Origin of the sequence: Roseobacter sp. AzwK-3b, from assembly GCF_000170875.1 — a bacterium.
In the GTDB taxonomy this organism is placed as follows: Bacteria; Pseudomonadota; Alphaproteobacteria; order Rhodobacterales; family Rhodobacteraceae; genus Roseovarius; species Roseovarius litoreus.
In genome coordinates this window covers 320,148-345,707 of record NZ_ABCR01000001.1, presented here as the reverse complement: position 1 = coordinate 345,707, position 25,560 = coordinate 320,148, and the positions used below count along the sequence as shown (strand labels likewise).

The 25,560-nt window shown below is 63.7% G+C and carries 26 protein-coding genes; 16 read left to right on the top strand and 10 right to left on the bottom strand.

Going from position 1 to position 25,560, the window contains the following annotated elements:
- Positions 1-46 precede the first annotated feature (46 nt).
- From mbfA to RAZWK3B_RS01435, 9 genes are all read left to right on the top strand, one after another.
- Positions 47-1,024, top strand: coding sequence for an iron exporter MbfA (gene mbfA / locus RAZWK3B_RS01475; RefSeq protein WP_007811557.1), 978 nt, complete (start codon positions 47-49; stop codon positions 1,022-1,024).
- A 136-nt stretch (positions 1,025-1,160) separates the two neighbouring features.
- Entirely contained in the window at positions 1,161-2,093 is a 933-nt protein-coding gene (locus tag RAZWK3B_RS01470; protein WP_007811556.1) for an AEC family transporter, read from the top strand.
- 100 nt (positions 2,094-2,193) lie between these two features.
- Entirely contained in the window at positions 2,194-3,027 is an 834-nt protein-coding gene (gene fghA / locus RAZWK3B_RS01465; protein ID WP_007811549.1) for an S-formylglutathione hydrolase, read from the top strand.
- A gap of 3 nt (positions 3,028-3,030) precedes the next feature.
- Entirely contained in the window at positions 3,031-4,500 is a 1,470-nt protein-coding gene (gene sthA, locus RAZWK3B_RS01460) for a Si-specific NAD(P)(+) transhydrogenase (RefSeq protein WP_007811547.1), read from the top strand.
- The gene (locus RAZWK3B_RS01455) at positions 4,497-4,958 is read left to right on the top strand and encodes a YaiI/YqxD family protein (RefSeq protein WP_007811546.1); all 462 of its coding nucleotides are present in this window, start codon (positions 4,497-4,499) and stop codon (positions 4,956-4,958) included. The genes sthA and RAZWK3B_RS01455 overlap by 4 nt, the downstream gene beginning before the upstream one ends.
- A 148-nt stretch (positions 4,959-5,106) precedes the next feature.
- Complete coding sequence (locus RAZWK3B_RS01450; protein WP_007811542.1) at positions 5,107-6,072, top strand: DMT family transporter; 966 nt, start codon at positions 5,107-5,109, stop codon at positions 6,070-6,072.
- A gap of 4 nt (positions 6,073-6,076) precedes the next feature.
- Entirely contained in the window at positions 6,077-6,697 is a 621-nt protein-coding gene (locus RAZWK3B_RS01445; RefSeq protein WP_007811540.1) for an HAD-IA family hydrolase, read from the top strand.
- Positions 6,694-7,611 (top strand): ornithine cyclodeaminase family protein, encoded by a 918-nt coding sequence (locus tag RAZWK3B_RS01440; protein ID WP_007811535.1) that lies wholly within the window; start codon positions 6,694-6,696, stop codon positions 7,609-7,611. Before RAZWK3B_RS01445 ends, RAZWK3B_RS01440 begins: the two co-directional genes overlap by 4 nt.
- On the top strand, positions 7,608-8,531 hold the full coding sequence (locus RAZWK3B_RS01435; RefSeq protein WP_007811533.1) for an alpha/beta fold hydrolase: 924 nt from the start codon (positions 7,608-7,610) through the stop codon (positions 8,529-8,531). The genes RAZWK3B_RS01440 and RAZWK3B_RS01435 overlap by 4 nt, the downstream gene beginning before the upstream one ends.
- A gap of 125 nt (positions 8,532-8,656) precedes the next feature.
- Here the strand turns inward: RAZWK3B_RS01435 and RAZWK3B_RS01430 are convergent, their stop codons facing one another.
- Positions 8,657-9,910: an MFS transporter gene (locus tag RAZWK3B_RS01430; RefSeq protein WP_007811532.1), complete on the bottom strand. Its 1,254-nt coding sequence runs from the start codon at positions 9,908-9,910 to the stop codon at positions 8,657-8,659.
- A 131-nt stretch (positions 9,911-10,041) separates the two neighbouring features.
- Here RAZWK3B_RS01430 and zapE point away from each other — a divergent pair, with 131 nt between their 5' ends.
- The gene (zapE, locus tag RAZWK3B_RS01425; RefSeq protein WP_007811531.1) at positions 10,042-11,106 is read left to right on the top strand and encodes a cell division protein ZapE; all 1,065 of its coding nucleotides are present in this window, start codon (positions 10,042-10,044) and stop codon (positions 11,104-11,106) included.
- Between the two features lie 6 nt (positions 11,107-11,112).
- Here the strand turns inward: zapE and RAZWK3B_RS01420 are convergent, their stop codons facing one another.
- Together RAZWK3B_RS01420 and RAZWK3B_RS01415 are read right to left on the bottom strand one after the other, a co-directional pair.
- Complete coding sequence (locus RAZWK3B_RS01420) at positions 11,113-11,832, bottom strand: type 1 glutamine amidotransferase (protein ID WP_007811530.1); 720 nt, start codon at positions 11,830-11,832, stop codon at positions 11,113-11,115.
- A gap of 109 nt (positions 11,833-11,941) precedes the next feature.
- Complete coding sequence (locus tag RAZWK3B_RS01415; RefSeq protein ID WP_232279465.1) at positions 11,942-12,877, bottom strand: GlxA family transcriptional regulator; 936 nt, start codon at positions 12,875-12,877, stop codon at positions 11,942-11,944.
- A gap of 111 nt (positions 12,878-12,988) precedes the next feature.
- Between RAZWK3B_RS01415 and RAZWK3B_RS01410 the strand changes: the two genes are divergently transcribed.
- The 6 genes from RAZWK3B_RS01410 to pncB all read left to right on the top strand — a co-directional run bounded on the left by RAZWK3B_RS01410 (position 12,989) and on the right by pncB (position 20,493).
- Positions 12,989-14,239, top strand: a complete 1,251-nt coding sequence (locus RAZWK3B_RS01410; RefSeq protein WP_007811528.1) for a sarcosine oxidase subunit beta family protein — start codon at positions 12,989-12,991, stop codon at positions 14,237-14,239.
- 14 nt (positions 14,240-14,253) lie between these two features.
- Complete coding sequence (locus tag RAZWK3B_RS01405; protein WP_007811527.1) at positions 14,254-14,541, top strand: sarcosine oxidase subunit delta; 288 nt, start codon at positions 14,254-14,256, stop codon at positions 14,539-14,541.
- The gene (locus RAZWK3B_RS01400; RefSeq protein ID WP_007811526.1) at positions 14,538-17,486 is read left to right on the top strand and encodes a sarcosine oxidase subunit alpha family protein; all 2,949 of its coding nucleotides are present in this window, start codon (positions 14,538-14,540) and stop codon (positions 17,484-17,486) included. The genes RAZWK3B_RS01405 and RAZWK3B_RS01400 overlap by 4 nt, the downstream gene beginning before the upstream one ends.
- On the top strand, positions 17,479-18,051 hold the full coding sequence (locus RAZWK3B_RS01395) for a sarcosine oxidase subunit gamma (protein ID WP_007811525.1): 573 nt from the start codon (positions 17,479-17,481) through the stop codon (positions 18,049-18,051). The genes RAZWK3B_RS01400 and RAZWK3B_RS01395 overlap by 8 nt, the downstream gene beginning before the upstream one ends.
- A gap of 54 nt (positions 18,052-18,105) precedes the next feature.
- Entirely contained in the window at positions 18,106-19,101 is a 996-nt protein-coding gene (locus tag RAZWK3B_RS01390; protein WP_007811524.1) for a helix-turn-helix domain-containing protein, read from the top strand.
- Positions 19,102-19,200: 99 nt separating this feature from the next.
- Positions 19,201-20,493, top strand: coding sequence for a nicotinate phosphoribosyltransferase (pncB, locus tag RAZWK3B_RS01385; protein WP_007811523.1), 1,293 nt, complete (start codon positions 19,201-19,203; stop codon positions 20,491-20,493).
- Between the two features lie 4 nt (positions 20,494-20,497).
- Here pncB and RAZWK3B_RS01380 read toward each other — a convergent pair whose 3' ends face one another.
- The 7 genes from RAZWK3B_RS01380 to RAZWK3B_RS01350 all read right to left on the bottom strand — a co-directional run bounded on the left by RAZWK3B_RS01380 (position 20,498) and on the right by RAZWK3B_RS01350 (position 25,545).
- A complete protein-coding gene (locus RAZWK3B_RS01380; RefSeq protein WP_007811522.1) occupies positions 20,498-21,112 on the bottom strand; it encodes an NYN domain-containing protein in 615 nt (204 codons plus the stop codon).
- Between the two features lie 191 nt (positions 21,113-21,303).
- Positions 21,304-21,594 (bottom strand): type II toxin-antitoxin system RelE/ParE family toxin, encoded by a 291-nt coding sequence (locus RAZWK3B_RS01375; protein WP_007811521.1) that lies wholly within the window; start codon positions 21,592-21,594, stop codon positions 21,304-21,306.
- Positions 21,591-21,836 (bottom strand): type II toxin-antitoxin system ParD family antitoxin, encoded by a 246-nt coding sequence (locus tag RAZWK3B_RS01370; RefSeq protein ID WP_007811520.1) that lies wholly within the window; start codon positions 21,834-21,836, stop codon positions 21,591-21,593. The genes RAZWK3B_RS01375 and RAZWK3B_RS01370 overlap by 4 nt, the downstream gene beginning before the upstream one ends.
- A 46-nt stretch (positions 21,837-21,882) precedes the next feature.
- Positions 21,883-22,302 carry an alternative ribosome rescue aminoacyl-tRNA hydrolase ArfB gene (gene arfB / locus RAZWK3B_RS01365; protein WP_007811518.1) on the bottom strand — a complete coding sequence of 140 codons (420 nt, stop codon included), beginning with the start codon at positions 22,300-22,302 and terminating at the stop codon, positions 21,883-21,885.
- A 367-nt stretch (positions 22,303-22,669) separates the two neighbouring features.
- Entirely contained in the window at positions 22,670-23,593 is a 924-nt protein-coding gene (gene mepA, locus RAZWK3B_RS01360; protein ID WP_007811517.1) for a penicillin-insensitive murein endopeptidase, read from the bottom strand.
- On the bottom strand, positions 23,578-24,957 hold the full coding sequence (locus RAZWK3B_RS01355; protein WP_007811511.1) for an MFS transporter: 1,380 nt from the start codon (positions 24,955-24,957) through the stop codon (positions 23,578-23,580). The genes mepA and RAZWK3B_RS01355 overlap by 16 nt, the downstream gene beginning before the upstream one ends.
- Positions 24,958-25,008: 51 nt before the next feature.
- Positions 25,009-25,545: an acyl-CoA thioesterase gene (locus RAZWK3B_RS01350; RefSeq protein ID WP_007811509.1), complete on the bottom strand. Its 537-nt coding sequence runs from the start codon at positions 25,543-25,545 to the stop codon at positions 25,009-25,011.
- Positions 25,546-25,560: the final 15 nt, after the last annotated feature.

Here is a 25,560-nt window from a genome sequence, read left to right as displayed (position 1 = left end):
TCCGAATTTCGCTACCTTAGAATCATTCTAAACGAGGATGTTCGCCATGATCCCCGGAGTGATGTCACGCCGCCGCTTTTCCGACCTTTCCGAACAAGAGGTGCTGGCCCTCGCCATTTCCTCAGAAGAAGATGACGCCCGCATCTACCGCAGCTACGCCGAACGCCTGCGCGCCGATTTCCCCGACACTGCCGCGATCTTCGATGGCATGGCCGCCGAGGAAGACACCCACCGCCGCGCCCTGATCGACCTGCATGACACCCGCTTCGGCGGGGTGATCCCCCTCATTCGCCGCGAGCATGTGGCAGGCTTTTATGCCCGCCGCCCCGTCTGGCTGATGGAAAATCTCGGGCTGGACCGCATCCGCGCCGAAGCCGAAGCGATGGAGCACGACGCCGAAGCCTTCTACCTCAAGGCCGCCCAACGCAGCACCGATGCCGGCACCCGCAAGCTTCTGGGCGATCTCGCCGCCGCCGAGGCCGGCCACCAGACCCGCGCCACCGATCTTGCCGAAAGCCATCTCGACGCGGCCAGCCGCGACAGCGAAGACAGTTCCGCCCACCGCAAGTTCATCCTGACATGGGTGCAACCCGGCCTTGCCGGGCTGATGGATGGCTCGGTCTCGACCCTGGCGCCGATCTTCGCCACCGCCTTTGCCACCCAGGATACCTGGACGACATTCCTCGTGGGGCTCGCGGCCTCTGTGGGTGCGGGCATCTCGATGGGCTTCACCGAAGCGGCCAGCGACGACGGCGAGCTGTCGGGCCGCGGCAGCCCGGTCAAGCGCGGCCTTGCCTCGGGTGTGATGACCACGCTCGGCGGGCTCGGCCACGCGCTGCCCTACCTGATCCCCGATTTCTGGACCGCTACCGTGATCGCCGTGATCGTCGTCTTCATCGAGCTGTGGGCCATCGCCTGGATCCAGAACCGCTACATGCAGACACCTTTCTTCCGCGCCGCCTTCCAGGTGGTGCTCGGCGGCGCACTGGTGTTCGCCGCCGGGGTGCTCATCGGCAGCGGCTAGACCGTCTGGCGTTTCTTCTGGCCTGAAATATCCCCGGGGGAGTCGTTGAAATCCACCGGGATTTCAACGGCGGGGGCTGGCCCCCAAATCTCCGAAGTCAGATTGACCGCCCGATCCAACGTGCTACGAAGCGGTCATGTTGGATGTCTTTCTTCAGACGCTGCCCTTCTTCCTTATCGTCGGGTTGGGATATGGCGCCGGGCGCACCGGGTTCTTCACCGAATCCGCGACCGCATGGCTTACGAAATTCGTGTTCTACTTTGCCCTCTCGGCGATGCTGTTCCGCTTCTCCGCCAATCTCAGCTTCGCCGAGGTGCTCGACTGGACGTTCGTGGCCGCCTATCTCTGGGGCACCGCCTTCGTCTATCTGATCGCCACTCTAGTGGCCTTCCTGCGCCGCCTCAGCATCGAGGAAACCGCGATCGAGGCGCAATGCGCCGCCATCGGCAACACCGGCTTTCTCGGCGTGCCGATGCTGACGCTGCTTCTGGGGCAGGCGGCGATCGGCCCGGTGATGCTGGTGCTGGCAGTGGACTTGATTGTGTTCGGCTCGCTGGTGGTGATCCTGGTGACAGGCTCTCGGGACGGCCGGATGAATCTGGGCATTCTGCGCACCGTCGGGCTCGGGCTGGTGAAAAACCCGATGATCGTGTCGATCGTTCTGGGCTTCGCATGGTCCGGGCTTCGCCTGCCGATCCCGGATCCGATGAACCAGTTCCTGTCGATCCTCGGCGGTGCCGCGACGCCGGGGGCTCTGTTTGCCATCGGCGCGTCGCTGGCCTCGAAATCGGCCGAACGTCCCATGGTGGCCGGCTGGCTCAGTTTCTGCAAACTGGTGCTGCATCCGGCCCTGGTGGCGCTGGCGGCGCTGGTGCTCTTCCCGGTCGAGCCTTTCGCCGCCGCCGTGATGATCTCGGCCGCCGCCCTGCCGGTCGCGGGCAATGTCTATATCCTCGCGCAGCATTACCGCGTGGCGCCGCACCGGGTCTCCGCCTCGATCTTGATCTCCACCGCCGGCGCTGTGGTCACCGTCTCTCTGGTGATCGGTTGGGTGTCGGGTCTTCACTGACACATGCCGCCTGCGGGGTTGCCAAGCGACCCCGCCCCGTGGTCATTGTCGCGCCAACCGCAAGACGCACCGCACGCAACTCGCAAAAAGGGGATGACCAATGAAAACCGTATCGGAAAACGCCTGCTTCGGCGGGGTTCAATCTGTCCATACCCATGCCTCCCGCGCCACCGGCTGCGACATGACCTTCGGCCTCTTTCTGCCCGCCGAGGCGCGCGATGGCCCGGTGCCGGTGCTCTGGTATCTCTCGGGGCTGACCTGCACCCATGAAAACGCCATGACCAAGGCCGGCGCTCAGGGCTGGGCCGCCGAACAGGGCATCGCTCTGGTGTTTCCCGACACCAGCCCCCGGGGCGACGGCGTGGCCGACGATGCCGCCTATGACCTGGGGCAGGGTGCCGGCTTTTACGTCAACGCCACGCAAGACCCCTGGGCGCCGCATTACCGCATGTGGGATTACATCGCCGACGACCTGCCGCGCGTGCTGACCGCCAATTTCCCGATCGATCCCGATCGTCAGGCGATCACCGGGCATTCCATGGGCGGGCATGGCGCGCTCACGCTGGCGATGTCCCTGCCGGGCCGCTTCACCAGCGTCTCGGCCTTCGCGCCGATCTGCAACCCCACCGCCAGCGATTGGGGCCGCAAGCAGTTCACCGCCTATCTCGGCGAAGACGAAGCCACCTGGGCTGCCCATGACGCAAGCCTCCTGATGCGCGACCGGGGCTTCGACGGTCCGGTGCTGATCGATACCGGCACCTCGGACCAGTTCCTCGATCTGCTGCGCCCCGAGGCGCTCGCCAGCGCCTGCGCCGAACGCCGTCAACACGCCACGCTGCGACTGCAGCCGGGCTACGACCACAGCTATTTCTTCATCTCGTCCTTCATGGAAGACCATGTCAGCTTCCATGCCGAGGCGCTCTATTCGGGGTGATCCATGAGCCATTATGACCTGATCATCATCGGCTCGGGTCCGGCGGGCCGGGCCGCCGCCATTCAGGCCGGCAAGCTCAAGCGTCGGGTGCTGGTGATCGACCGCAAGGACCGGTTCGGCGGGGTGTCGGTGCATACCGGCACGATCCCCTCCAAGACCCTTCGGGAAACCGTGCTGAACCTCTCGGGCTGGCGCGAACGCAGCTTTTATGGCCGCTCCTACCGGGTCAAGGACGATATCGGCGCCCATGATCTCAAGGCGCGCCTGCACAAGACCCTCGATTACGAGGTTGACGTGCTCGAACACCAGTTCAACCGCAACCATGTCGACACTCTGAACGGCGCCGCCCGCTTCGCCGGCCCGCACCAGATCGAGGTCGCCACCGAAGCCGGCGAAAAGACCATCCTCACCGCCGACCGCTTCCTGATTGCGACCGGCACCAAAACCTACCGCCCCGAGACCGTGCCCTTCAACGGCACCACCGTCTTGGACAGCGACGAGTTTCTCGACCTCGCCCAGATCCCTCGCAGCCTGATCGTGGTGGGCGCCGGGGTGATCGGCGTGGAATACGCCACGATGTTTTCCGCGCTCGATGTGCGCGTGACCCTGATCGAACCGCGCGAGACCTTTCTCGATTTCATCGACCGCGCCATCATTCAGGACTTCACCCACCAGATCCTCGAAAACGGCGTCGATCTTCGCCTCGGCAGCGCCATCGACCGGATCGAGACAACCCCTGGCCATGTCGAGGTCAGTCTCGCCAATGGCCGCCATGTCCGTGCCGAAATGCTGCTCTTCGCCGCGGGCCGCATGGGTGCGACCGACGGTCTGAACCTCTCCGCCGCCGGGCTGAAGTCCGATCACCGTGGCCGCCTGTCGGTGGACCGCAAGACCTACCAGACCGACATCCCGCATATCTACGCCGCAGGCGACGTGATCGGCCATCCCTCGCTGGCCTCCACCTCTCTGCAACAGGGCCGCGTCGCCGCCTGCCATGCGCTCGACACGCCTACATTGCCGGAAAGCCCCTGGTTTCCCTATGGCATCTATTCGGTGCCCGAGATTTCCACCTGCGGCATGTCCGAAGAAGAGATGCAAGAGCGCGGCATCCCCTACGAGGTCGGCGTCGCCCGCTTCCGCGAAACCTCGCGCGGCCATATCATGGGGCTGGAGCACGGCATGCTGAAAATGCTCTTCAGCCTGAAAACCCGCCGTGTGCTGGGGGTGCAGATCGTCGGCGAAGGCGCGACCGAGCTGATCCACATCGCCCAGGCGGTGCTCAATCTCAAGGGCACGGTGGATTATTTCGTGCAGAACACCTTCAACTATCCCACCCTCGCCGAAGCCTACAAGATCGCCGGTCTCGATGCGTTCAACCGCATGCCCATCCCCGAGGAATACAAGGTCCGCCGCGATCCCCCGGCCACCCCTGCGACGATGTCGGGCGACACGCCCGCGGACCCCTCCCGATGAGCATCTATGTCGACGCCGATGCCTGCCCCGTAAAGGCCGAGGTCGAAAAGGTCGGCACCCGCCACAAGGTGCAGATGTTCATCGTCTCGAACGGCGGCCTGCGCCCCTCGCAGAATCCGCTGGTCGAAACGGTCATCGTGCCCGAAGGCCCTGACGTGGCCGACCAGTGGATCGCCGACCGTGCCGGACCGGGCGATGTGGTCATCACCGGCGACATCCCCCTTGCCGCCAAATGCGTGGCCTCCGGGGCGCTGGTGCTCAAGCATAACGGCGAGCCACTGACCGAGGCCAATATCGGCAACGTCCTGGCCACCCGCGACCTGATGGCCGATCTTCGCGCCGCCGATCCGTTCCGCCAGGGCGGCGGCAAGAGTTTCTCTCGCGCCGACCGCTCCCGCTTCCTCGATGCCCTCGAACGCGCCCTCCGCACCGCCGCCACCCATCGCCCCGGCGCCTGACCCTCTCCCCCCTTTCATCGTTCCCCAAATACTCAAACCCTGTCCCCGCCCGCACCTTGTCCACTCCTTCCGCGAACCGCCCCCCGGGGGTTTACAAACCGCGACCGCTCCTCTCATGTATCCCCCACAGGACAAGCCGCGGATCTTAATGACCACCTCTGCCATTCAGCGATCCAACCTGATGGGCGCGCTTTTCGCGCTTGCGGCGGTGATGTGCTTTTCGCTCAACGATGTCGGCATCAAGTTCCTGTCCGACCGCTATGCGCTGCATCAGGTGATCCTGATCCGTTCGGTGATCGGCACGCTGATCCTTCTGGCGGTCATCATGCCGCTGGCCGGTGGGCTGCGCGTGATGCGCACGCGGCGGCTCGGGGCGCATCTGTTGCGCGGGGTCTGCGTGGTCTTCGCCAATATGTGCCTGTTTCTGGGTCTTGCGGCGATGCCCATCGCCGATGCGGTGGCGGTGTTCTTCGTCTCGCCGCTCATCATTACCATCTTCTCGGTGATCTTCCTGCGTGAAACCGTGGGCGCGCGCCGATGGGCGGCGATCGCCGTGGGATTCATCGGCGTGATGGTGATCGTCAAGCCCGGCACCACGGCGTTTCAACTGGCGTCGCTTCTGCCGATCGCGGCGGCCACGCTCTATGCGGTCATGCATATCGTCGCCCGCAAGATCGGCGGCACCGAAAGTGCGGCGACCATGGCCTTCTACATCCAGTCCACCTTCATCGTGGCCAGCGTGATCTTCGGCCTGACCCTCGGCCATGGCAACTTTGCGGGCTCCGGGCATCCGTCGCTGGAGTTCCTCTTGCGCGCATGGGGCCCCATCGCGCCCGAGGATTGGCCGATCCTTGTCATGCTGGGGGTGTCCGGCGTGTTCGGCGGCTTTTTCATCTCTCAGGCGTATCGGCTGTCTGAGGCTGCCTTCGCCGCGCCCTTCGAATATGTCGCCATGCCGATGGCGATCATGTGGGGCGTCACCGTCTTCGGCACATGGCCCGCGCCCACCGCGTGGATCGGCATCGCGCTCATCATCGGCTCGGGCCTCTATCTCATCTGGCGCGAGTCCACCAAGGGCCGCACATTGGTCGCCAAAGACCCGAGCAGAAGGTAATCGCATGACCATCAACGCCGTCATTTTCGACATCGGCAATGTCTTGATCGAATGGCAGCCGGAACGGCGCATGGCCGAACGCATCGGCGCATCACGGGCCTCCGCCCTGTTCGAGGCGTTCGACGTCCACGCCATGATGACCCGGATCGACAGCGGCGAGGATTTCGCCGGCGTCATCCATGAAACCGCTGCCGCCCATCCCGACTGGCACGACGAAATCGCGCTGTTTCACTCCGACTGGACCGGCATCGCCCAACCCGACATCCCCCATTCCGTCCGCCTGCTGCGCGCCCTGCGTGCCCGGCGCGTTCCGGTCTTCGCGCTGACCAATTTCGGCGCGGCGAACTTTCCGCTCAGTGCCGCGCAATTCCCCTTCCTGACCGAGTTCGACCGCCATTACATCTCGGGCGAGATGGGCCTCGCCAAACCCGACCCCGCCATCTACGCCGCCGTCGAGGCCGATTGCGGGTTTGCGCCCGAAAGCCTGCTCTTCGCAGATGACCGCGACGACAACATCTCCGCCGCCGCGGCGCGCGGCTGGAAAACCCATCTGTTTGCAGACCCTGCCGATTGGGCGCAAACTCTGATAGACTACGGATTACTGACCAAGGACGAGGCCGCATGAGCATCACCATCATCCCTTTCGACGAAGGCGAAGCGCATCTTGACTGGCTGGCCCTCTGCGATGCGTTCGAGGCGGGTCACACACTCCCCCGCGCCGAGATCGCCGACACGTTCCTTTACCGTGACCCCGATACGATGCTCAATCGCGCGGCATGGATCGACGGGCTGGGCATGGCCGTCAAGACCGCGACGATCTTCCCCGGCAATCCCGGGCGTGGCGCGCCGATGGTCAACGGCGCGGTCAACCTCTATGACGACGCGGGCGGCACCCTGTCGGCTCTGGTGGATTTTCACCTCGTGACCAAGTGGAAGACCGCCGGCGACAGCCTTTATGCCGCGCGCAAACTGGCCCGCCCCGACAGCCGGAATATCCTGATCGTCGGGGCCGGCACCGTGGGCCGCTCGTTGTTTGAGGCCTATTCCGCCGCCTTCCCAGACGCCCGCTTCACGGTCTGGAACCGGACGCGGGCAAATGCCGAAGCGATGGCCGCCGACTGCCCCGGCCTGCAGGTGGCCGATGATCTGGAAGCCGCCGTGCGCGCCGCCGATATCGTGACCTCCGCCACCATGTCCACCGATCCGATCCTCAAGGGCGACTGGCTGCAGCCCGGCCAGCATATCGACCTGATCGGCGCCTACCGCCCCGACATGCGCGAGGCCGACGACACCGCCATCTCCCGTGCGCGGGTGTTCGTGGACAGTTTCAACACCACGGTGGGTCATATCGGCGAGATCAAGATCCCGCTCGAGACAGGCACCATCACCCGCGACGCGCTGATCGCGGATTACTACCAGCCGCAGGCGTTCCAGCGCCGCTCCGAAGACGAGATCACGCTCTTCAAGAATGGCGGCGGCGCGCATCTCGACCTGATGACCAGCCGCTATATCCTCGACGCCTGGCAGGGCTCGCAATGATCTGGTGGGTGCTCACGGTCCTCGTCCTGACGGTCCTGCTGGCACCCTTTCTGGCCGAAGCCCTGCGCCCGGCCCTCTCGGATGCGGACCGTGCCGATGCGCCGGGCCAAATGGCCGATCTCCCGCTCGGGCCCACGCATTACCAATGGCTCGGCGCGCAGTCCGGGCCGCTCATCGTCTGCGTGCATGGCCTGACGACACCTTCTTTCGTGTGGTATCCCATCGCCGCCGGTCTGGGGCGTCTGGGGTTTCGGGTGCTGGTCTATGATCTTTACGGGCGCGGCTGGTCGGCGCGACCGCGCGGCGCTCAGGACAGCGATTTTTTCGTGACCCAGCTCGAAGACCTGCTCGATACGCTCGAGATTGACGAGCCGATCACCCTCATGGGCTATTCCATGGGGGGCGTGATCGCTGCCGCTTTTGCGGCGCGCCATGCGGATCGACTGCGCCAGCTTGTGCTGCTGGCGCCCGCCGGCATGGGCCACGATCTTGGCCCCATCGCGCGGCTTGTGGTCAATCATGACTGGCTGGGGGCATGGCTGTTCATGGGGCTCTATGGCCGCCAGTTCCGCTCCGCCACGGAAGCCGAGCGTGGTCTCGACACCAGCATCGACAACGTCGTCGATCTCCAGCAGGGCCAGTTGCGCTGGCGCGGGTTTCGGGGGGCAGTCCTGTCGTCTATGCGCGGCGCCCTCGACGAGGATATGGCCCCCGCCCACCGTGCCATCGCCTCGGCCGGCCTGCCGGTTCTGGCGATCTGGGCGCGCGAGGACGAGGTGATCCCGATCTCCGGCATGGGGCGGCTGGCCGAATGGAACCGCGATGCCCGGCAGGAAATGATCTCGGGCGCAAGCCATGCGCTCGCCTATACCCATGACACCGAGGTGGTCGATCTTCTGGATGTCCTGTTGACCCGCTAAAGCGTTTCGCGAAAAACCTGACTCACAGATTTTCGCGAAATGCAGTGCTCCGTTCAATCGTTGCGAGCGTTCCGCCTGTCGCTGATGCCTCAGGTTAAAGGCGGAACGCTTTAGCCCGCGTTCCTTCAGCTCGCCATGGCCAACGGTGGCGGTGGCGTGCTGCGGCGCTCGCGCACCGGCAGATGCACCAGCGCCGAGAACGCGCCCACCCCCACGCCGATCCACCACACCAGCGTATAGTCGCCATGCAGGTCATACATCCGACCGCCCAGCCAGACGCCCATGAAACTGCCAAGCTGGTGGCTGAAGAACACGATCCCATAAAGCGTGCCCATATAGCGGATGCCGTAGATATGCGCGATCAGCCCGCTGGTCAGGGGAACCGTGGCCAGCCACAGCGATCCCATCGCCGCCGCGAAGATCAGCACGCTTGTGGGCGTCATCGGCACCAGGATGAACACCGCCGCCACCACGGTGCGCGCGGCGTAAATGCCTGCCAGCAGGTATTTACGCGAATACCTCTTGCCCAGCCATCCCGCGCTCAGCGTGCCCGCGATATTGGCCAGCCCGATCACCGCGATCGCCATCGCGCCAAGCGCCGATGTCGTCGTCACCCCGATGGAATGCAGCACACCGCCCGCCATGATCGGCCCGCACATTTCTGTGACGAAGGCCGGGAAATGCGCCGTCACGAAGGCAAGCTGATACCCGCAGCTGAAAAACCCCACGAAGATCAGCGTGAAGGACGGATCGCGAAACGCGCGGCCCAGAACCGTGCCCATGCTCTCTTCCAGCTCGGCGCGGCTGGCCGCTGCCGGACTGCGCATCATCGGCAGGAACGCCAGCGTCGCCAGCACCGCGCCCGCAAAGACCACGAACACCATCTGCCAGTCCATCACGCTCAACAGCGCCTCGGCCACCGGCGGGCCGAACACCTGCCCCGCCGATCCCGCCGCCGTGGCGATGCCAAGGCTCATCGAGCGGTTTTCCTCGGAACTGGCCCGTCCCACCACCGCAAGGATCACCCCGAACCCGGTGCCCGCGATGCCAAAACCGACAAGGATTTCATATAGCTGATGCGCCTCCGGCGTCACCGCGAAGGACGACAGCACCAGCCCCGCGGCATAGGTCACTGCCCCAAGCACAATCGCCTTGCGATCCCCGATCCGCTCGGCCAGCGCCCCGAAGATCGGCTGCCCGATCCCCCAGGCGAGGTTCTGTATGGCAATCGCCAGGCTGAACTCGGCCCGCAGCCAGCCGAATTCTTCGGCGATCGGGATCTGGAACACGCCGAACGACGCGCGCACCGCGAAAGACACCAGCATGATGGCGCAGCCCGCGATCAGAACGGGGGTGAACAGCGGGGTGGATGATTTCATGGGGAACGTCCTGATCTTGCGCCGCCCCATAATGCGCAATGCCCGGCCTGCGTCAATTCAGGCTTCGTGATGCCACCCATCACCAAAGCGACGGCTTTTCTTGCCGCCCGTGCCGCGCTATGCGGAACGCCATGAGCAGTCTGACCGATCTCTATGCCGAAAAAGTGGCCACGGGTGCGCTGACCCCCGATCCCGCGCAGCGCGCCGTGCTGCCCGAGTTCGACCGTATCCGCGACGCCCTCGCCCAACCTGCGCCCAAGGGCTGGTTCCGTCGCCGTGCGCCCGAAGCCCCTCCCGGTCTTTACCTCTGGGGTGGGGTGGGGCGCGGCAAGTCGATGCTGATGGACCTTTTCGTGGAAACCGTGCCGGTGCCCGCGCGCCGCGTGCATTTCCATGCCTTCATGCAGGAAATCCATGCCGGGATGCACACCGCCCGCCAGCGCGGGGTCGAGGATGCCCTGGCCCCCGTTGCCAAATCCGTTTCCGACGATCTGCGCCTTCTGGCCTTCGACGAAATGCAGATCACCGACATCACCGACGCGATGATCGTGGGCCGGCTGTTTCAGGCGCTTTTCGATGCCGGCGTCGTGGTGGTCACTACCTCCAACCGCCCGCCCGATGATCTCTACAAGAACGGTCTCAACCGGCAGCTGTTCCTGCCCTTCATCGACCTCATCAAGACCCGCATGGTCGTGCACCAGATGGACGGCCCCACCGATTACCGCCAGGATCGGCTCTCGGGCAGTCCCACCTATTTCACCCCGCTTGGTCCCGACACCCGCACGCAGCTCGAAACCCTCTGGTCCGAGCTGACCGATGCGCAGCCCACCCCGCCGCTGACCCTGCATGTCCAGAAACGCGAGGTTACGATCCCTGCCTTCCGCAACGGCGTGGCGCGCGCCAGCTTCTATGACCTCTGCGGCAAGCCGCTCGGCCCCGCCGATTACCTCGCCCTTGCCGCCGCCGCGCGTGTGCTGGTGCTGGAAAACATCCCCCAGCTCGGCCGCTCCAACTTCAACGAGGCCAAGCGCTTCGTCACCCTGATCGACGCTTTATACGAGGCAAAGGTGCAACTGATCTGCTCGGCCGCCGCCGATCCCGAATATCTCTATCTCGAAGGCGAGGGCAGTTTCGAATTCGAACGCACCGCCAGCCGCCTGCGGGAAATGCAATCCGACGGCTGGGGCGCCGCCTGACCCGGTTCAGGTCTTTGCCGTCGCCTGCAGCCAGTTGATATACAGCCGCTCGGCCATATCGTTGAACGTGGTCATCCTGGCCGCGCACTCCGCCTCCAGCCGCTCCACGGCGCCCGCGCCCAAAGCCGCCTCCAGCGCACCCGCATATTCCGGGATATCGGCCCAGACCCGCACCGTGTCCGGCTCGACCTCCATGTGGAACTGCATCGAATAGGCCCGCGTGCCCCATTTCATCGCCTGCACCGCGCAATCCGGCGATGTCGCCAGAACCTGTCCGCCGGGCGGCAGGGCCGTCACCTCCGCGCCATGCCATTGCAGCGCCGGAAACACCTCGGGCAGCCCGTCGAACAGAACGCCGCTCGCGCCCGCCTCGGTCAGCATCACATCCAGCACACCCACCTCCGGGCGCTCGGATTTGCCCACCGTGCCGCCAAGCGCCTCGGCCAGCAGTTGATGCCCCAGACACAGGCCCAGAAACGGCATCCCGCGCTCTTCCACCGCCTCCCGGATATAGGCCTTTTCAGCCACCAGCCAGGGATGCGCCTCCTCCTGCCAGACATCCATCGGCCCGCCCATGACCCATAGCGCGTCATAGCCGTCGATCTGGGGCAGCGCCTCGCCCTCATCCAGTTCGATGGCGTCCCATGTATGGCCATCCTCGGCCAGGAACTTGCGGAAGATGCCGGGATGTTCGACGCGCTCATGTTGCAGAACAAGGATATGCATGCGGGCCTCCAATGCGATCGGTCGCGCCAACGGTAGGGGCGCTGCGCGCCTTGGGCAAGCATCCAGCAGGGCTTTGCGCAATTCGCGTCCACCCTGCCGGTTTCCGCCCCTACCTGTAGGACGAGGGCGGCCCCCCGAAATGCTGCGCATAGACCCTCGAGAAATGCGAGGAACTGGCAAACCCCGTCGCCAGCGCGATCTCGGTCAGGCTCAGCGGCGAATTGCGCAACAGGCTCTGCGCCTTGTCCAGCCGCAACTCCCGGTAATAGCGCATCGTGGACCGGCCCAGCCTGTCCTGAAAAAGCCGGTTCAACTGCCTTGGCGACAGGCCCGCATAGGCCGCCAACCGCTCGAGCGGCAGCGGCTCGGCCACATGCGCCTCCATCGCCTCGACCGCATCAAGGATCGCCGGGGTGTTCGATCCCACCCGCTCGACCAGACCGGCACGCTGCGGCCCGATCGACGGGCGCACCTCGGTATGCATGAACCAGTCGCTCACCAGCCGCGCAAAGGGCGCGCCGTGATGCTGGCTTATCAGCGCGTGCATCAGATCCATCGGCGCGGTCCCCCCGGCACAGGTCACCCGATCCCGGTCGATCACGTAAAGCGTCCTCTCGATCAGCAGATGCGGCGAGATTTCGGCAAGTGCTGCGGCATGTTCCCAATGCACCGTCATCCGCCGTCCCGCCATCAGCCCGGCGCGCGCAAGGATGATCGGCCCGCCCGACACGCCGCCAAGCGGGACACCCTCGCGCGCCAGCCTTGCCAGCCATGTCATCACCCGCCGGTCGTCATATCCCGTCGGATCGCCGCCCGCGACCACGAACAGGTAATCCAGATCCAGATCGTCGCCCACCTGCGCTTGCGGCATCACCACCGCCGCACCGGAACTCGCCACCGGCGCGGGGCCGGTCGACACGTTGACCATGTCATAAAGCACCCGGCGCGCCAGCAGGTTCGCCGCGCGCATCGGCTCCACCAGCGACGCATAGGACATCATCGCGAACCCATCGACCGGCAGAACGCCGATTCGCCGGGTGGTCACGGTTTTTGTACCAATCTCGTCCATAAAATGAAAATAAACGTCCGTTTCGGAAAAGTCCATTTCCTGAAGACTCGTCATTGTAGAATGGACCACTGATAGGAAGCGATGCCAATGCGCTACTCTGCATTTCGGATTTTTCGTGAGGGGCTGACCGGCAACAAGGGCTGGAAACCCGTCTGGCGCGAACCCGAGCCGAAATCCGAATACGATATCGTCATCGTCGGCGGCGGCGGGCATGGCCTTGCCACCGCCTATTATCTCGCCAAGGAATTCGGCCTGACCAATGTGGCCGTTCTGGAAAAGGGCTGGCTTGGCTCGGGCAATATCGGGCGCAACACCACCATCATCCGCTCCAACTACCTTTTGCCGGGCAACGAGCCGTTCTACGAATTCTCGCTCAAGCTCTGGGAAGGGCTGGAGCAGGATTTCAACTACAACGCCATGGTCAGCCAGCGGTCGATCCTGAACCTGTTTCACACCGATGCGCAGCGGGATGCCTTCGTGCGGCGCGGCAACGCGATGATCCTTGCGGGCGCCGATGCCGAACTGGCCGATGCCGCGCAACTGCGCCGCGAATTGCCGTTCCTCGATTTCGACAATGCCCGCTTCCCGATCAAGGGCGGGCTTTACCAGCGGCGCGGCGGCACGGTGCGCCACGACGCGGTCGCATGGGGCTATGCGCGCGGCGCCGATGAACGCGGCGTCGACATCATCCAGAATTGCGAAGTGACCGGCTTCGACATCGAAAACGGCACCTGCCGGGGCGTGCAGACCACCCGGGGTGCGATCCGCGCCAAAAAGGTCGCGGTCTGCGTCGCCGGCTCGTCCAGCCGCGTGATGGAAAAGGCCGGCATGCGCCTGCCCATCGAAAGCCATGTGCTGCAGGCCTTCGTCACCGAAGGTCTGAAACCCGTGCTGCCCGGCGTCATCACCTTCGGCGCGGGCCACTTCTATGTCAGCCAGTCCGACAAGGGCGGTCTGGTCTTCGGCGGCGATATCGACGGCTACAATTCCTACGCGCAGCGCGGCAACCTGCCTGTGGTCGAGGATGTGGCCGAAGGCGGCATGGCCATCATGCCGATGATCGGCCGCGCCCGTCTCCTGCGCAGCTGGGGCGGGATCATGGACATGTCGATGGACGGCTCGCCCTTCATCGACAAGACCCATATCGGCGGGCTCTATTTCAACGGCGGCTGGTGTTACGGCGGCTTCAAGGCCACACCCGCCAGCGGCTTTTGCTACGCGCATCTGCTGGCCCGCGACACGCCGCACCCCACCGCCACCCAGATGCGGCTTGACCGCTTCATGACCGGCAACCTGATCGACGAGAAGGGGCAGGGCAACCAGCCCAACCTGCATTAACAAAGGCACGACAGATGATCATCGACCATCCGCTTCTCGGTCCCCGCGACGCCGCCGAATTCGTTTATCTGGGCGATGTCTCCCTAATCGACCGTCCCGATTGGCAGGCCGAGGACGCAATGCAGCGTTTCCATGAATACGGCTATCTGCGCGACAACCCCGCCGGTCTGCACCGCGAGCTGTGGTATCACGAACAGGGCGACCGCTCGTGGCTTGTCGTGACCCGTGACACCGTCACGCATGACATCACATCGGTCGAACTGGCCCGCGACGTGGCCCGCGAACGGGGGCGCAGCAAATGAGCCAGAAGAACCGCATCGCCGACGGTCAGGTTGACCGCGCCACCGAACTCAGCTTCCGCTTCAACGACACCTGGATGAAGGGCCATCCCGGCGACACGCTCGCCTCGGCGCTTCTGGCCAACGGGCAGCGCCTTGTGGGCCGCTCGTTCAAGTATCACCGCCCGCGCGGCATCCTCACCGCCGGCTCCGAGGAACCCAACGCCCTCGTGCAACTCCGCTCCGGCGCCCATCAGGAACCCAACACCCGCGCCACCACGGTCGAGCTCTTCGACGGCCTGACCGCCACCAGCCAGAACCATCGCGGCTCGCTCGAATTCGATCTGATGGCCGTGACCGATCTTCTGTCGCCCTTCCTCTCGGCGGGCTTCTACTACAAGACCTTCATGTGGCCGCGCGCCTTCTGGGAAAAGCTCTACGAGCCGGTGATCCGCGCCTCGGCGGGCCTTGGCAGCCTGTCGATGAAGGACGACCCCGACCGCTATGACAAGGGCTTCGCCCATTGCGACCTTCTGGTGATCGGCGCCGGTCCCTCGGGTCTTGCCGCCGCTCTGGCCGCGGGCCGGGCGGGTGCGCGCGTGATCCTCGCTGACGAGGATTTCCGCCCCGGTGGCCGCCTCAACGCCGAAACGCTCGAAATCGACGGCATGCCCGGCACCGATTGGGCGGCGGGCGTGGTGGCCGAACTCACCGCGATGGACAATGTCCGCCTGATGACCCGCACGACGGTCTATGGCGCCTACGATCACGGCACCTACGGCGCTCTGGAACGCTGCACCGATCACCTGGCCGATGCGGGCGGCAAGCCGCGCCAGATCCTCTGGCGGATCTATTCGAAACGCGCCGTGCTGACCGCTGGCGCCACCGAGCGCCCCATCGCCTTTGGCAACAACGACCGTCCCGGCATCATGCTGGCCGGTGCCGTGCGCGCCTATCTCAACCGCTATGGTGTCACCCCGGGCCACGAGGTTGCGGTGTTCACCAACAACGACGACGGCTGGCGCACCGCCGCCGATCTGGCGGCGCGCGGCGTGCATGTGCCCGCCGTGATCGACAGCCGCGATGCCCCCGCCCCCCTCGACGTGCCCGGTGCGCGCCATATCCGTGGCGCCGGCGTGGTCGATACCGTGGGCCGCAAGGGGATCAAGTCGATCACCCTCACCGATGGTCAGGTGATCCCCGTCGATTGCCTTGCCGTCTCGGGCGGCTGGAACCCCAATGTTCACCTCACCTGCCACCAGCGCGGTCGCCCCGTCTGGCGTGACGACATCAACGCCTTCGTGCCCGGTGACGCCCTGCCGCCCGGCATGGCGGTGGCCGGTGCCGCCAATGGCGCGCTCACCCTTGCCGCTGCCCTTGCGCAGGGGCAGGCGACCGCCAATGCCCAGATCGAACAGCTCGGCTTCACCGCCAGCCACACCGCCACACCCCGCGCCGAGGACGAGCCGCATCGCGGCGCCGCCTTCTGGCATGTGCGCGAAAGCACCAAGCGTGCATGGCTCGATCAGCAGAACGATGTGACCGTCAAGGACGTCAAGCAATCCTACCGCGAAGGCTTCCGCGCGGTCGAACATCTCAAGCGCTACACCACGCTTGGCATGGCCACCGATCAGGGCAAGACCGCCAATATCCCGGCCCTTGCGATCATGGCCGAATGCACCGGCAAGACGATCCCCGAAACCGGCACCACGATCTTCCGCCCGCCCTATACGCCCGTGCCCTTGGGCGCGCTTGGTGGCCGGTCCCGTGGCCACGATTTCCGCCCCTACCGCCTGACACCCTCGCATCAATGGGCCAAGGACAACGGCGCCACCTTCGTCGAGGTGGGCAACTGGCTGCGCGCCCAGTGGTATGCCCGCCCCGGTGAACAGGGCTGGCGCGACAGCGTCGACCGCGAGGTGACGGCCACCCGCAATTCCGTCGGCATCTGCGACGTGACCACCCTTGGCAAGATCGACATTCAGGGCCGCGACGCGGGCGAGTTTCTCAACCGCATCTACTGCAACGGCTTCGCCACGCTGGCCGTGGGCAAGGTCCGCTACGGGCTGATGCTGCGCGAGGATGGCATCGCCTATGATGACGGCACCACCGCGCGGATGTCCGAAAATCACTACGTGATGACCACCACCACCGCCAACGCCGTGCTGGTCTTCCGCCGGCTGGAATTTGCGCGTCAGTGCCTCTGGCCCGATCTGGATGTGCACCTGATCTCGACCACCGATGGCTGGGCGCAATTCGCCGTCGCCGGTCCCAATGCCCGCAACCTTTTGCGCAAGGTGATCGACGCCGAGCATGACATCTCGAACGAAGCGTTCCCCTTCATGGCCTGCGGCGAGGTGACGGTCTGCGGCGGCACGCCCGCGCGGCTCTTCCGGATCTCCTTCTCGGGGGAACTGGCCTATGAAATCGCCGTTCCCGCGCGCTATGGCAACGCCATGATGGGCGTGCTGATGCAAGCCGGGGCCGAATATGATGCTACCCCCTATGGCACCGAGGCGCTTAGCGTCATGCGCATCGAAAAGGGCCATGCGGCAGGCAATGAACTCAACGGTCAGACCACCGCGCATAACCTTGGCATGGGCCGCATGGTCAGCCAGAAAAAGGACAGCATCGGCGCCGTGCTCAGCCAACGCCCCGAGATGATCCGCGACGACGCGATCAAGCTGGTGGGCTTCCGGCCAGTCAACCGCGCCGACAAGCTGGCGGCAGGCTCGCATTTCATCACGCGCGGCGACACGGCCAGCATGGACAACGATCAGGGTTGGATGACCTCGGTGGCCTATTCGCCCTCTTTGGGCCATTCCATCGGCCTCGGCTTCATCAAGCGCGGCGATCAGCGCCAGGGCGAGATCGTCCGCGCCGTCAACCCGCTCATGGGCAGCGAGATCGAGGTCGAGATCGTCTCGGCCCATTTCATCGACCCGGAAGGAGAGCGCCTCCGTGCCTGACCTGACCCTCACCCTCACCTCCGCGCCGCCGCTTGCAGGCTATGACATCACCTTCGGCGATCTGCGCCTGACCGCGCCCGCCGATCTGGCGGTCGTGTCGCTGGCCCTCCCCCTCGGCGCCGAGGATGCCGCCAAAAAGGCGATCAAATCGGCTTATGGCATCGACCTGCCCGATTCCGGCAAATCGGCGGTCTCCAACGAGGGCGCACGGCTGGTCCGGCTGGGGCTGGACATGGCTCTGGCGATCTTCACCCATGCCACCCCCGATGCCGAACGCGTCGTTGCGGGCAAGCTCAAGGGCAAGGTCTACACCACCGATCAGACCGATGTCTGGACCGGTCTTGCGCTCAGCGGTCCGCGCGCCCGTGTCGCGCTGGAACGGATATGCCCGATTGATCTGCACAGCGATGCCTTTGCCGAAAACGATGCCGCGCGGACCGTGATGGAACATCTGGGCGCGCTCATCATCCGCACCGGGCCGGACGCGTTCCTGCTTCTGTCCGCCAGTTCCTCCGCAGGCTCGTTCCTGCATGCCATCGAAACCTCGATTGAAAACATCACTTAAGCCAACCACGCGGAATTCAGGGCTCCGTGTCACAACAGGGAAAGGAAGATAACCATGTATCTTGAAAACCTGGAACCAGCCCCCTCCGCCGCTGTCGGCACCAGTAATGCCCGTCGCAGCCTGTCAGGCGATTTCGTGTTTCTCAGTCAGGACAGCGGCGTGGCCTATGCCGCCGAAGCCTGCATCGACGTACTGCGTTCCGCGAACCGGCTTCTGGGGCACGACGCCTATGGCTGGACGCATCTGCGCGCCGACGATCACGCTTGTGACGCCGCGCCGATCTGCGGCCCCGACCAGACGCTTGTGCTGATCGGCGGCACCGAGCATCCCTGGCGCCCGGCCAAATCCCACCTCACCGCCCTGCGCGCCTGCATCCGCAACGCCGCCCGCGTCTGCGTCGTCGGCTCCGCCGTCTTCGTGCCGCTGGCCGCCGGCGTGCTGGGGACCAAGCGCCTCGCCGTCCACCCCAATTTCCGCCCCGGGGTCGAGGAAACGGGCCGTGGTCTGGACCTCGCCCAAGGCGCCACCTGCCACCACAACGCGCTGAGCAGCGCCATCAGCCCCGCTGCCGCCATGCGCATGATCGTCGAGCTGGTGGGCGCGCGCGACGGCGAATTCACCCGCGCCGCCCTGTCGCGCTATCTCGGCCTCAGCGAACCCGAGGCCGAAACCGGCGCCGGCGAACACTGGCGCTACAAGCGCATGGCCCAGGGCGACGAGGTGATCGGCGACGCGCTGCAGATCATGCTCGACCATCTCGAGGATACCTTGACCGTCGGTCAGATCGCTGGCCTCCTCGACGTCTCCCCCCGCAAGCTCGAACGTGGCTTCCGCGATCTGCTCGAACAGACCCCCCTCAAGGTCTACCGCGACCTGCGGCTTGATCGCGCCCACAGCCTTCTCGCCCAGACCTCCCTGCCGGTGAACGAGGTCTCCGTGGCTTGCGGGTTTTCCAACGTCACCCTGATGAAGAAATGGTTCACCCGCAAATACGGCCAAACCCCCGATCAGGTCCGCCGCCACGCCTTTGCCGGCAGCGCCGCCGCCTGATCCGCGCCGCGCATGGGGGCGCACCCGATCATGTGCGCCCTTGCCAGCCCCATCCCCCTTTGATTTAACCGGCCCGGACCCAACATACCGGAGGCCGGCATGGTCGACATCGCCACCCGCGTCTACAATCACCGCTGGAAGATGGACCCGATCGTCCGCTCCCTGATCGACACCGATTTCTACAAGCTGCTGATGTGCCAGTCGGTCTTTCGCAACAAGCCCGACACCATCGTCACCTTCAGCCTCATCAACCGCACCAAATCCGTCCGCCTGGCCGAGCTGATCGACGAGGGCGAGCTGCGCGCGCAACTCGATCACATCCGCTCTCTGTCGCTCAGCCGGGGGGAATCCACATGGCTGCGGGGCAACACATTCTATGGCCAACGCCAGATGTTCACCCCCGAATTCATGGAATGGTTCGAGGCCCTCCGCCTGCCGCCCTACCATCTCGAAAAGCGCGACGGCCAATATGAACTCACCTTCGAAGGCAAATGGCCCGAGGTCATGCTCTGGGAAATTCCCGCCCTCTCCGTCCTGATGGAGCTGCGCGCCCGCGCCGTTCTCGGCCGTATGGAAAAATTCGAACTGCAGGTGCTCTATGCCCGCGCCATGACCAAACTGTGGGAAAAGGTCGAACGCCTGCGCCCGCTCCCCGATCTGCGCATCGCCGATTTCGGCACCCGTCGCCGCCATTCCTTCCTCTGGCAGGACTGGTGCGTGCAGGCCATGCGCGAGGGTCTGGGCGAGGGGTTCGTTGGCACCTCCAACTGCCTGATCGCCAAGAACCGCGATCTCGAGGCGATCGGCACCAACGCCCATGAACTGCCCATGGTCTATGCCGCCTTGGCCGAAACCGACGCCGAACTGGCGCAGGCCCCCTACAAGGTGCTGGCCGATTGGCACGAAGAGCATTCGGGCAATCTGCGCATCATCCTGCCCGATACATACGGCACCGAAGGGTTCTTGCGCGCCGCGCCCGACTGGCTGGCCGGCTGGACAGGCATCCGCATCGATTCCGGCGATCCGGCAACCGGCGCCGAGGTGGCGATCCGCTGGTGGCAGGACCGTGGCGAGGATCCCCGCAAGAAGCTCATCATTTTCTCGGATGGTCTGGACGCCGACAAGATCATCGAGCTGCACCGCCGCTTCCATGGCCGCGTCAAACTCAGCTTCGGCTGGGGCACGCTCCTGACCAACGATTTCCGCGGCCTGACCGAGGGCGACGCCCTGGCGCCCTTTTCGCTCGTCTGCAAGGCGGTCGCCGCCGACGGCCACCCCACTGTCAAACTCTCCGACAACCCCAACAAGGCAATGGGCCCGTCTGACGAAGTCGCCCGCTACAAACGCGTCTTCGGCGTAGGCGCGCAGGAGGCGATGGCGGTGGAGGTTTAGGGTATCAAATGAAACCGTCAGTATGAGCTTTTAGCTCTCGTTTCACACCGTGATCCATATGGGCGAGTATGACTCGCACGCCCTCGCGGCGCGCGAATTTGAAAGCGGGTATGAAGTCGCTGTCCCCAGTTACAACAACGATTGTCCGAACCATTTGGCGTAAAGACAATCGGTCAATATCCAGACCGATCCTGAGATCAACGCCCTTTTGTTCTATGTCGAGCATGAAGTCTTTTTCTTCCAAAGGCCGACTGGCCAGATCATCTTGGTGCATAACCCTATAGTTGAGTTTGTAACCTCTCGGCGACAGCTCTCCGGCGCGCAAAGATATGTTTGGCTGCAGTTCCAATTTTTGGAGAAATGCTTTGTTTCGCGTAAATACGTCTGTTTCTGCAAGATTTACCGTTTGTTTTGTCACAGGGTGCTTCACTTTACCTGATGCAGCATACGCATCGTAATAATACGTCCTAAGTAACTCAAATCCCGAAAGAAGTTCATTTTCTTTCAGCTCATCGATCGCGTGTAAAACGTCGTCTACATCCGGCGTTTTATTCAGGCGCTGTTTCAGTTTTCTTGTGAAAAAACCACCATCAATCAATATCGCATATCGATGATCCATGAAAAAAATCGACTCCGTACATTCGCGTTATGGTTGCCCATAAACTTTGATAAACGGCGAATGGTACGGAGTCTATTTTTGTATTCAGAGATTTTCCAATCTCTATGAGCACCATATAAGAAAGAATGGGAGAATGTGTAGAGTCAAAAATGCAACACCTTCGGCGCCGACGATTCGCACAGAGCGGTACCTCAAATCAACCGATCCACATCCATCCGCTGATGCAACACCCGGATAACTATGATCTTGTCCGGCGTCTGTCTGAACACCACCAGATGGCGTGCTGCCACTGCCAGGTGATAGCCCGGTTTGGCACCATCTGCGCGACGTGACACCGTTTGACCATCCTGCAGGCCTTTGATCACGCTCCGAAGGGACGCAACATAAGCATCGGCCTGCGCAAGGCCCCACTCCGAAAAACTAAATAGCCAGATATCTTCCAGATCGTTTCGCGCTTTCGGGGAAAGTTCGAGCGCCTTCATGCAAGATGCTTGGCATGCATCTCCGCCAGAAACTCATCGAAATCGAAGGGTTCCGGTGGTCCGCTCGCCTCGCCCTCGGCGATCGCCGCCCGAAGCCGCTCCAGCTTTTCCTCTTCCATTTCCAACATCCGCAACCCCGCACGCACCACGTCGCTGGCCGAGGCATAGCGCCCACTTTCCACCGCCTGCGTTATGAAATCGTTAAAGTGATCGCTCAAAACGACCGAGGTGTTGCGCGCCATGGCCTGTCTCCTTCGCTCCCCAATATACCAATCCTTGGTACCCGGCTCAATCCTCCCCCTCGACCTTGCCGCGCATCGCCTTCACCTCGCCGCGGACCTTCTTGGCCTTCAGCCGCCGTTTCTTCGATCCCAGTGTCGGCCTTGTGGCCACCCGGCGCTTGGGCGCCACCAGCGCCTTGCGGATCAGCTCGGCCAGCCGTTCGCGGGCGATCTCGCGATTGCGGGCCTGGGATCGCGTCTCCTCCACCTGGATGACGACCGCGCCCTCCTTGGTCCAGCGCCGTCCTGCCAGCCGTTGTAAGCGCCGTTTGACAACATCCGGTAAATGCGGCGAGCGCTCCGCCTCGAAACGCAACTCCACCGCCGTCGAGACCTTGTTGACATTCTGCCCGCCCGGCCCACTGGCGCGGATGAACTGTTCGGTCAATTCCCAGTCCTCGATGGTGATCGTATCGGTGATCTTCATGCGGTCTTTCGCAGGCAGTTGTGTACGGGATGGACACAAATTCGCCCCTCGGGTCCGAATTTCGTCCTGAACGCGGGGTGGTTTCGTACGGATCGTACCAAACCCAAAGGGCCGTTCCGATCCCGGAACGGCCCCCTAAAGGCTAGCGAAGGTGGCCCGGTTAGGACGCACCAATTCGGGGGATCATCGCCCCAGGGACTGCCCTAGGACGCACCCTCCCAAACTGTTCCGGCACCTCGCTCCAAATCCTTTATAGACACTGGACCACCTCCTTTCGCTTTGTTGAACTTATCCCCAGCCTGCCACAGATTTTCGGCGTGTCAAAACAAAATGCGGTAGGGTGTGAGAATTTTTCCGCAGGATATGGTCAGTCTGCCTGCAAAACCGCCACGCATTGCCCCGGCAGGTCCGCCATCGTCAATTCGCGGCGCGGTTTCGGCTTGGGGGCGTTCGGATCAGGCGGCGGCGGGTTGAGGATATTGCTCACCCATTCCTGCGCATCCGCGCAGCCATCCCCCGGCGGCGGCGCCTCCTGCTCTGCGCAAGACGCTGAATTCGAAGGACATTTCAGGCGCACATGAAAATGGTAGTGATGCCCCCACCAGGGCCGAACCTTGCGCAGCCAGCTTTTGTCGCCGGTTTCGTCCTGACACATCCGCACCTTGGCGCCCGGAAAAACAAAGATCCGGTCCGTCCTCGGATCCTTCGCTGCGGCCTTGATGATCTCATGATGCGCCCGGCTCCATTCCCCGTTGGTATAGGCCCCGTTCGCCCGCTGCATCGAGATCGACGAGAGGCTCTCCCGCTCCGCCCGGCTCAGGTTCAACCGATCCGCCGGCCTCATCCAGACATCCGCATCCATCCCGATCTGATGACTGCGATGCCCGGTCAACATCGGCCCGCCCCGCGGCTGGCTGATATCGCCCACATAAAGCCCGCTCCAGCCCGGTTGCTTCGCTGCGAAACGGGAAAGATCCTGAATGAAACCAATGGTTTCTGGATGTCCCCAATTGCGGTTCCGGCTGAGCCTCATGGCCTGCCATGTCGGCCCCGTCTCGGCAAGTTGCACACCGCCGGCGAGACAGCCCTTAGCATATCCGCCAAACGGTTCGGCCGCCTGTCGTGACCCGTCGGGCGCGTTTCCGAACAACTGCTTGGCATGCACGCCCACCATCGCGGCGGGGATGTTCTGCGTCGAGACGACCTGACGCGGTGCGGAGATGTCCTGTGGCGTCGCGTTGCACCCGGCGAGGATCAGGCCCAAGGCCATCAGTTTCAGGAAGCGATCCATGTCTCACTGTCTCCCTTCGGTTGAACCCACCGTAGCAGCACCAGACCGATCAGGAAAAGAACAATCACCGGAGAAACACCGATGCGCGCACTCTCGCTAAGGGCTGTGACGGTTCCGATCAGGGCCGGTGCAAGAAAGGCGGTGGCTCGGCCCGACAGCCCGTAAAGCCCAAAACTTTCGGTCGGCGCCTTGGGGTCGGTGTGGCGCACCATCAGCGACCGGCTTGCCGCCTGCAAAGTACCACCAAACCCGCCGATCAGAACACCGCAGCCGAAGAAGATGATGTCGGGCAGTCTTGATCCATCGGCCAGCGTTATCCCGAAAAGCTGCTCGCGGTCCATGCCTACCACGATCACACAGACCATGATCAGCGCCCAAACCGATGCAATGATCACCGGCTTGGGGCCAAAGGCGCGGTCCGCCTTGCCCCCGATCCAACTGAATACGGCGGCAGCAATCGCGCCGATGATCCCGAAGATCCCGATGAAGACGAGCGGCCAGTTCAGAACCAGAGCCGCATATGTCCCACCAAAGCCATAAAGCCCGTTCAGCGCATCGCGATACATCATCGATGATCCAAGATAGGCCGAGAGGCTGATGCGGCGGCGCAGCGACTTGACCGACTTGACCAGCAGGGCCATCGCATCGCCGACACCTTTGCCTTGTGCGGGAGGTCCGACATCCCTGACCCACAGAAAGTAGGGTATCATAAAGATCACGAACCATATCGCCACGAAAGGCCCTACAAAGCGCGTGCCTTCTTTCTGCGTGGCATCGAGACCAAAGGCCGGGTCAAGTCCGATCAATGTCTTGCCCGACGGTTGTTCCACGAACAGCAACAGCATGATGATCAACGACAGCACGCCACCGACATAGCCGATGGCGAACCCGGATCCCGACAACGCGCCCACCTCTTCCTTCGAGCCAAGCGAGGGCAGCTGCGAGTTGATGAAGATCAGCGCATATTCGGCCCCGATGAAGCCGATGCCGAACGCGGTCAGGGCAAGCCACATGTTCGATCCGTCGGGCTGCGTCCACCACAGCCCGCTCGCCCCGATCACATAAAGCACCGAAAATCCGATGATCCATGGCAACCGGCGGCCTGTCGTATCCGCAAGCGCCCCCATGAAGGGCGCACCGAAGCCGATAATGAGCCCCGTAATCGTCAGACATAGCGACCAGAGGCTTTGCGCCCTGGCATCGGCGGCCTGTTCGTCAAGGCCGGACGCCATGAAGTATTCGGCAGCCGTGGCGGCAAAGAAAGGTCCGAAGATGAACGTGATCAACAGCGTGTGATAAGGCTGGCTTGCCCAATCGAAAAAGAACCACCCCCATATACGCTTACGCTTTGAAATACCGGTCATGCTCGCCTCGTGTTTGACAAGATATGACAGGCTCCTTGCGGTTCTATCAAGCTATTCCTGCGCAGGTGGCCAAGGCCTTTGGGCTTCGGCGGCGATCCAGGCGCTGACCCACTCGGGCGCTTGCGGAACGGGCGCCTTGTGCCCCATGACATCGAAGACCCTTGCAGGAGGCACGATCCCGGCCTTGCCGGTGACGGCGATCCGCAAAAGAACGTGGTTGGAGCAGTCACCATCGGGTTTCCACATCGACTGTTCAATATACAAGAAGCGGTCATCCCAGAACACCACGCGCGATCGCATCGTTATGCGTTCGAACATGCGAATACGGCGTCGATACCTAACGGATGCGCCCGCCACGGCGAGCCCCCAGCCTTGCGGCTTGAGTGCGTCGATCAGCCCGATGCGCTGTGCAAGGGGGATACGCCCCAGATCGAACAGGGTCAGGGTCCGCCCATTGTTCAATTCCATCCACATGTCGATGTCCCAAGGCAGGCAGATATGGCTCGAGACATGAACCCCGGTCGCTGCAAGGGGCGGATCGTTGCGGTGCTTGAACATCTGCCAGAACAGGCGTGGGGCTGGATACATCTGAAGCTCCTTTCT

Bases quoted from the DNA above. Each gene is read 5' to 3' on its own strand.
- RAZWK3B_RS01390 (WP_007811524.1), top strand. From the start codon at position 18,106: ATGTATCTTGAAAACCTGGAACCAGCCCCCTCCGCCGCTGTCGGCACC.
- fghA (WP_007811549.1), top strand. From the start codon at position 2,194: ATGAAAACCGTATCGGAAAACGCCTGCTTCGGCGGGGTTCAATCTGTC.
- RAZWK3B_RS01405 (WP_007811527.1), top strand. From the start codon at position 14,254: ATGATCATCGACCATCCGCTTCTCGGTCCCCGCGACGCCGCCGAATTC.
- RAZWK3B_RS01355 (WP_007811511.1), bottom strand. From the start codon at position 24,957: ATGACCGGTATTTCAAAGCGTAAGCGTATATGGGGGTGGTTCTTTTTC.
- RAZWK3B_RS01430 (WP_007811532.1), bottom strand. From the start codon at position 9,910: ATGAAATCATCCACCCCGCTGTTCACCCCCGTTCTGATCGCGGGCTGC.
- sthA (WP_007811547.1), top strand. From the start codon at position 3,031: ATGAGCCATTATGACCTGATCATCATCGGCTCGGGTCCGGCGGGCCGG.
- mepA (WP_007811517.1), bottom strand. From the start codon at position 23,593: ATGGATCGCTTCCTGAAACTGATGGCCTTGGGCCTGATCCTCGCCGGG.
- RAZWK3B_RS01440 (WP_007811535.1), top strand. From the start codon at position 6,694: ATGAGCATCACCATCATCCCTTTCGACGAAGGCGAAGCGCATCTTGAC.
- pncB (WP_007811523.1), top strand. From the start codon at position 19,201: ATGGTCGACATCGCCACCCGCGTCTACAATCACCGCTGGAAGATGGAC.
- RAZWK3B_RS01420 (WP_007811530.1), bottom strand. From the start codon at position 11,832: ATGCATATCCTTGTTCTGCAACATGAGCGCGTCGAACATCCCGGCATC.
- RAZWK3B_RS01410 (WP_007811528.1), top strand. From the start codon at position 12,989: ATGCGCTACTCTGCATTTCGGATTTTTCGTGAGGGGCTGACCGGCAAC.
- mbfA (WP_007811557.1), top strand. From the start codon at position 47: ATGATCCCCGGAGTGATGTCACGCCGCCGCTTTTCCGACCTTTCCGAA.
- RAZWK3B_RS01375 (WP_007811521.1), bottom strand. From the start codon at position 21,594: ATGAAGGCGCTCGAACTTTCCCCGAAAGCGCGAAACGATCTGGAAGAT.
- RAZWK3B_RS01370 (WP_007811520.1), bottom strand. From the start codon at position 21,836: ATGGCGCGCAACACCTCGGTCGTTTTGAGCGATCACTTTAACGATTTC.
- RAZWK3B_RS01400 (WP_007811526.1), top strand. From the start codon at position 14,538: ATGAGCCAGAAGAACCGCATCGCCGACGGTCAGGTTGACCGCGCCACC.
- RAZWK3B_RS01470 (WP_007811556.1), top strand. From the start codon at position 1,161: ATGTTGGATGTCTTTCTTCAGACGCTGCCCTTCTTCCTTATCGTCGGG.
- RAZWK3B_RS01455 (WP_007811546.1), top strand. From the start codon at position 4,497: ATGAGCATCTATGTCGACGCCGATGCCTGCCCCGTAAAGGCCGAGGTC.
- RAZWK3B_RS01450 (WP_007811542.1), top strand. From the start codon at position 5,107: ATGACCACCTCTGCCATTCAGCGATCCAACCTGATGGGCGCGCTTTTC.
- RAZWK3B_RS01435 (WP_007811533.1), top strand. From the start codon at position 7,608: ATGATCTGGTGGGTGCTCACGGTCCTCGTCCTGACGGTCCTGCTGGCA.
- RAZWK3B_RS01445 (WP_007811540.1), top strand. From the start codon at position 6,077: ATGACCATCAACGCCGTCATTTTCGACATCGGCAATGTCTTGATCGAA.
- RAZWK3B_RS01380 (WP_007811522.1), bottom strand. From the start codon at position 21,112: ATGGATCATCGATATGCGATATTGATTGATGGTGGTTTTTTCACAAGA.
- arfB (WP_007811518.1), bottom strand. From the start codon at position 22,302: ATGAAGATCACCGATACGATCACCATCGAGGACTGGGAATTGACCGAA.
- zapE (WP_007811531.1), top strand. From the start codon at position 10,042: ATGAGCAGTCTGACCGATCTCTATGCCGAAAAAGTGGCCACGGGTGCG.
- RAZWK3B_RS01350 (WP_007811509.1), bottom strand. From the start codon at position 25,545: ATGTATCCAGCCCCACGCCTGTTCTGGCAGATGTTCAAGCACCGCAAC.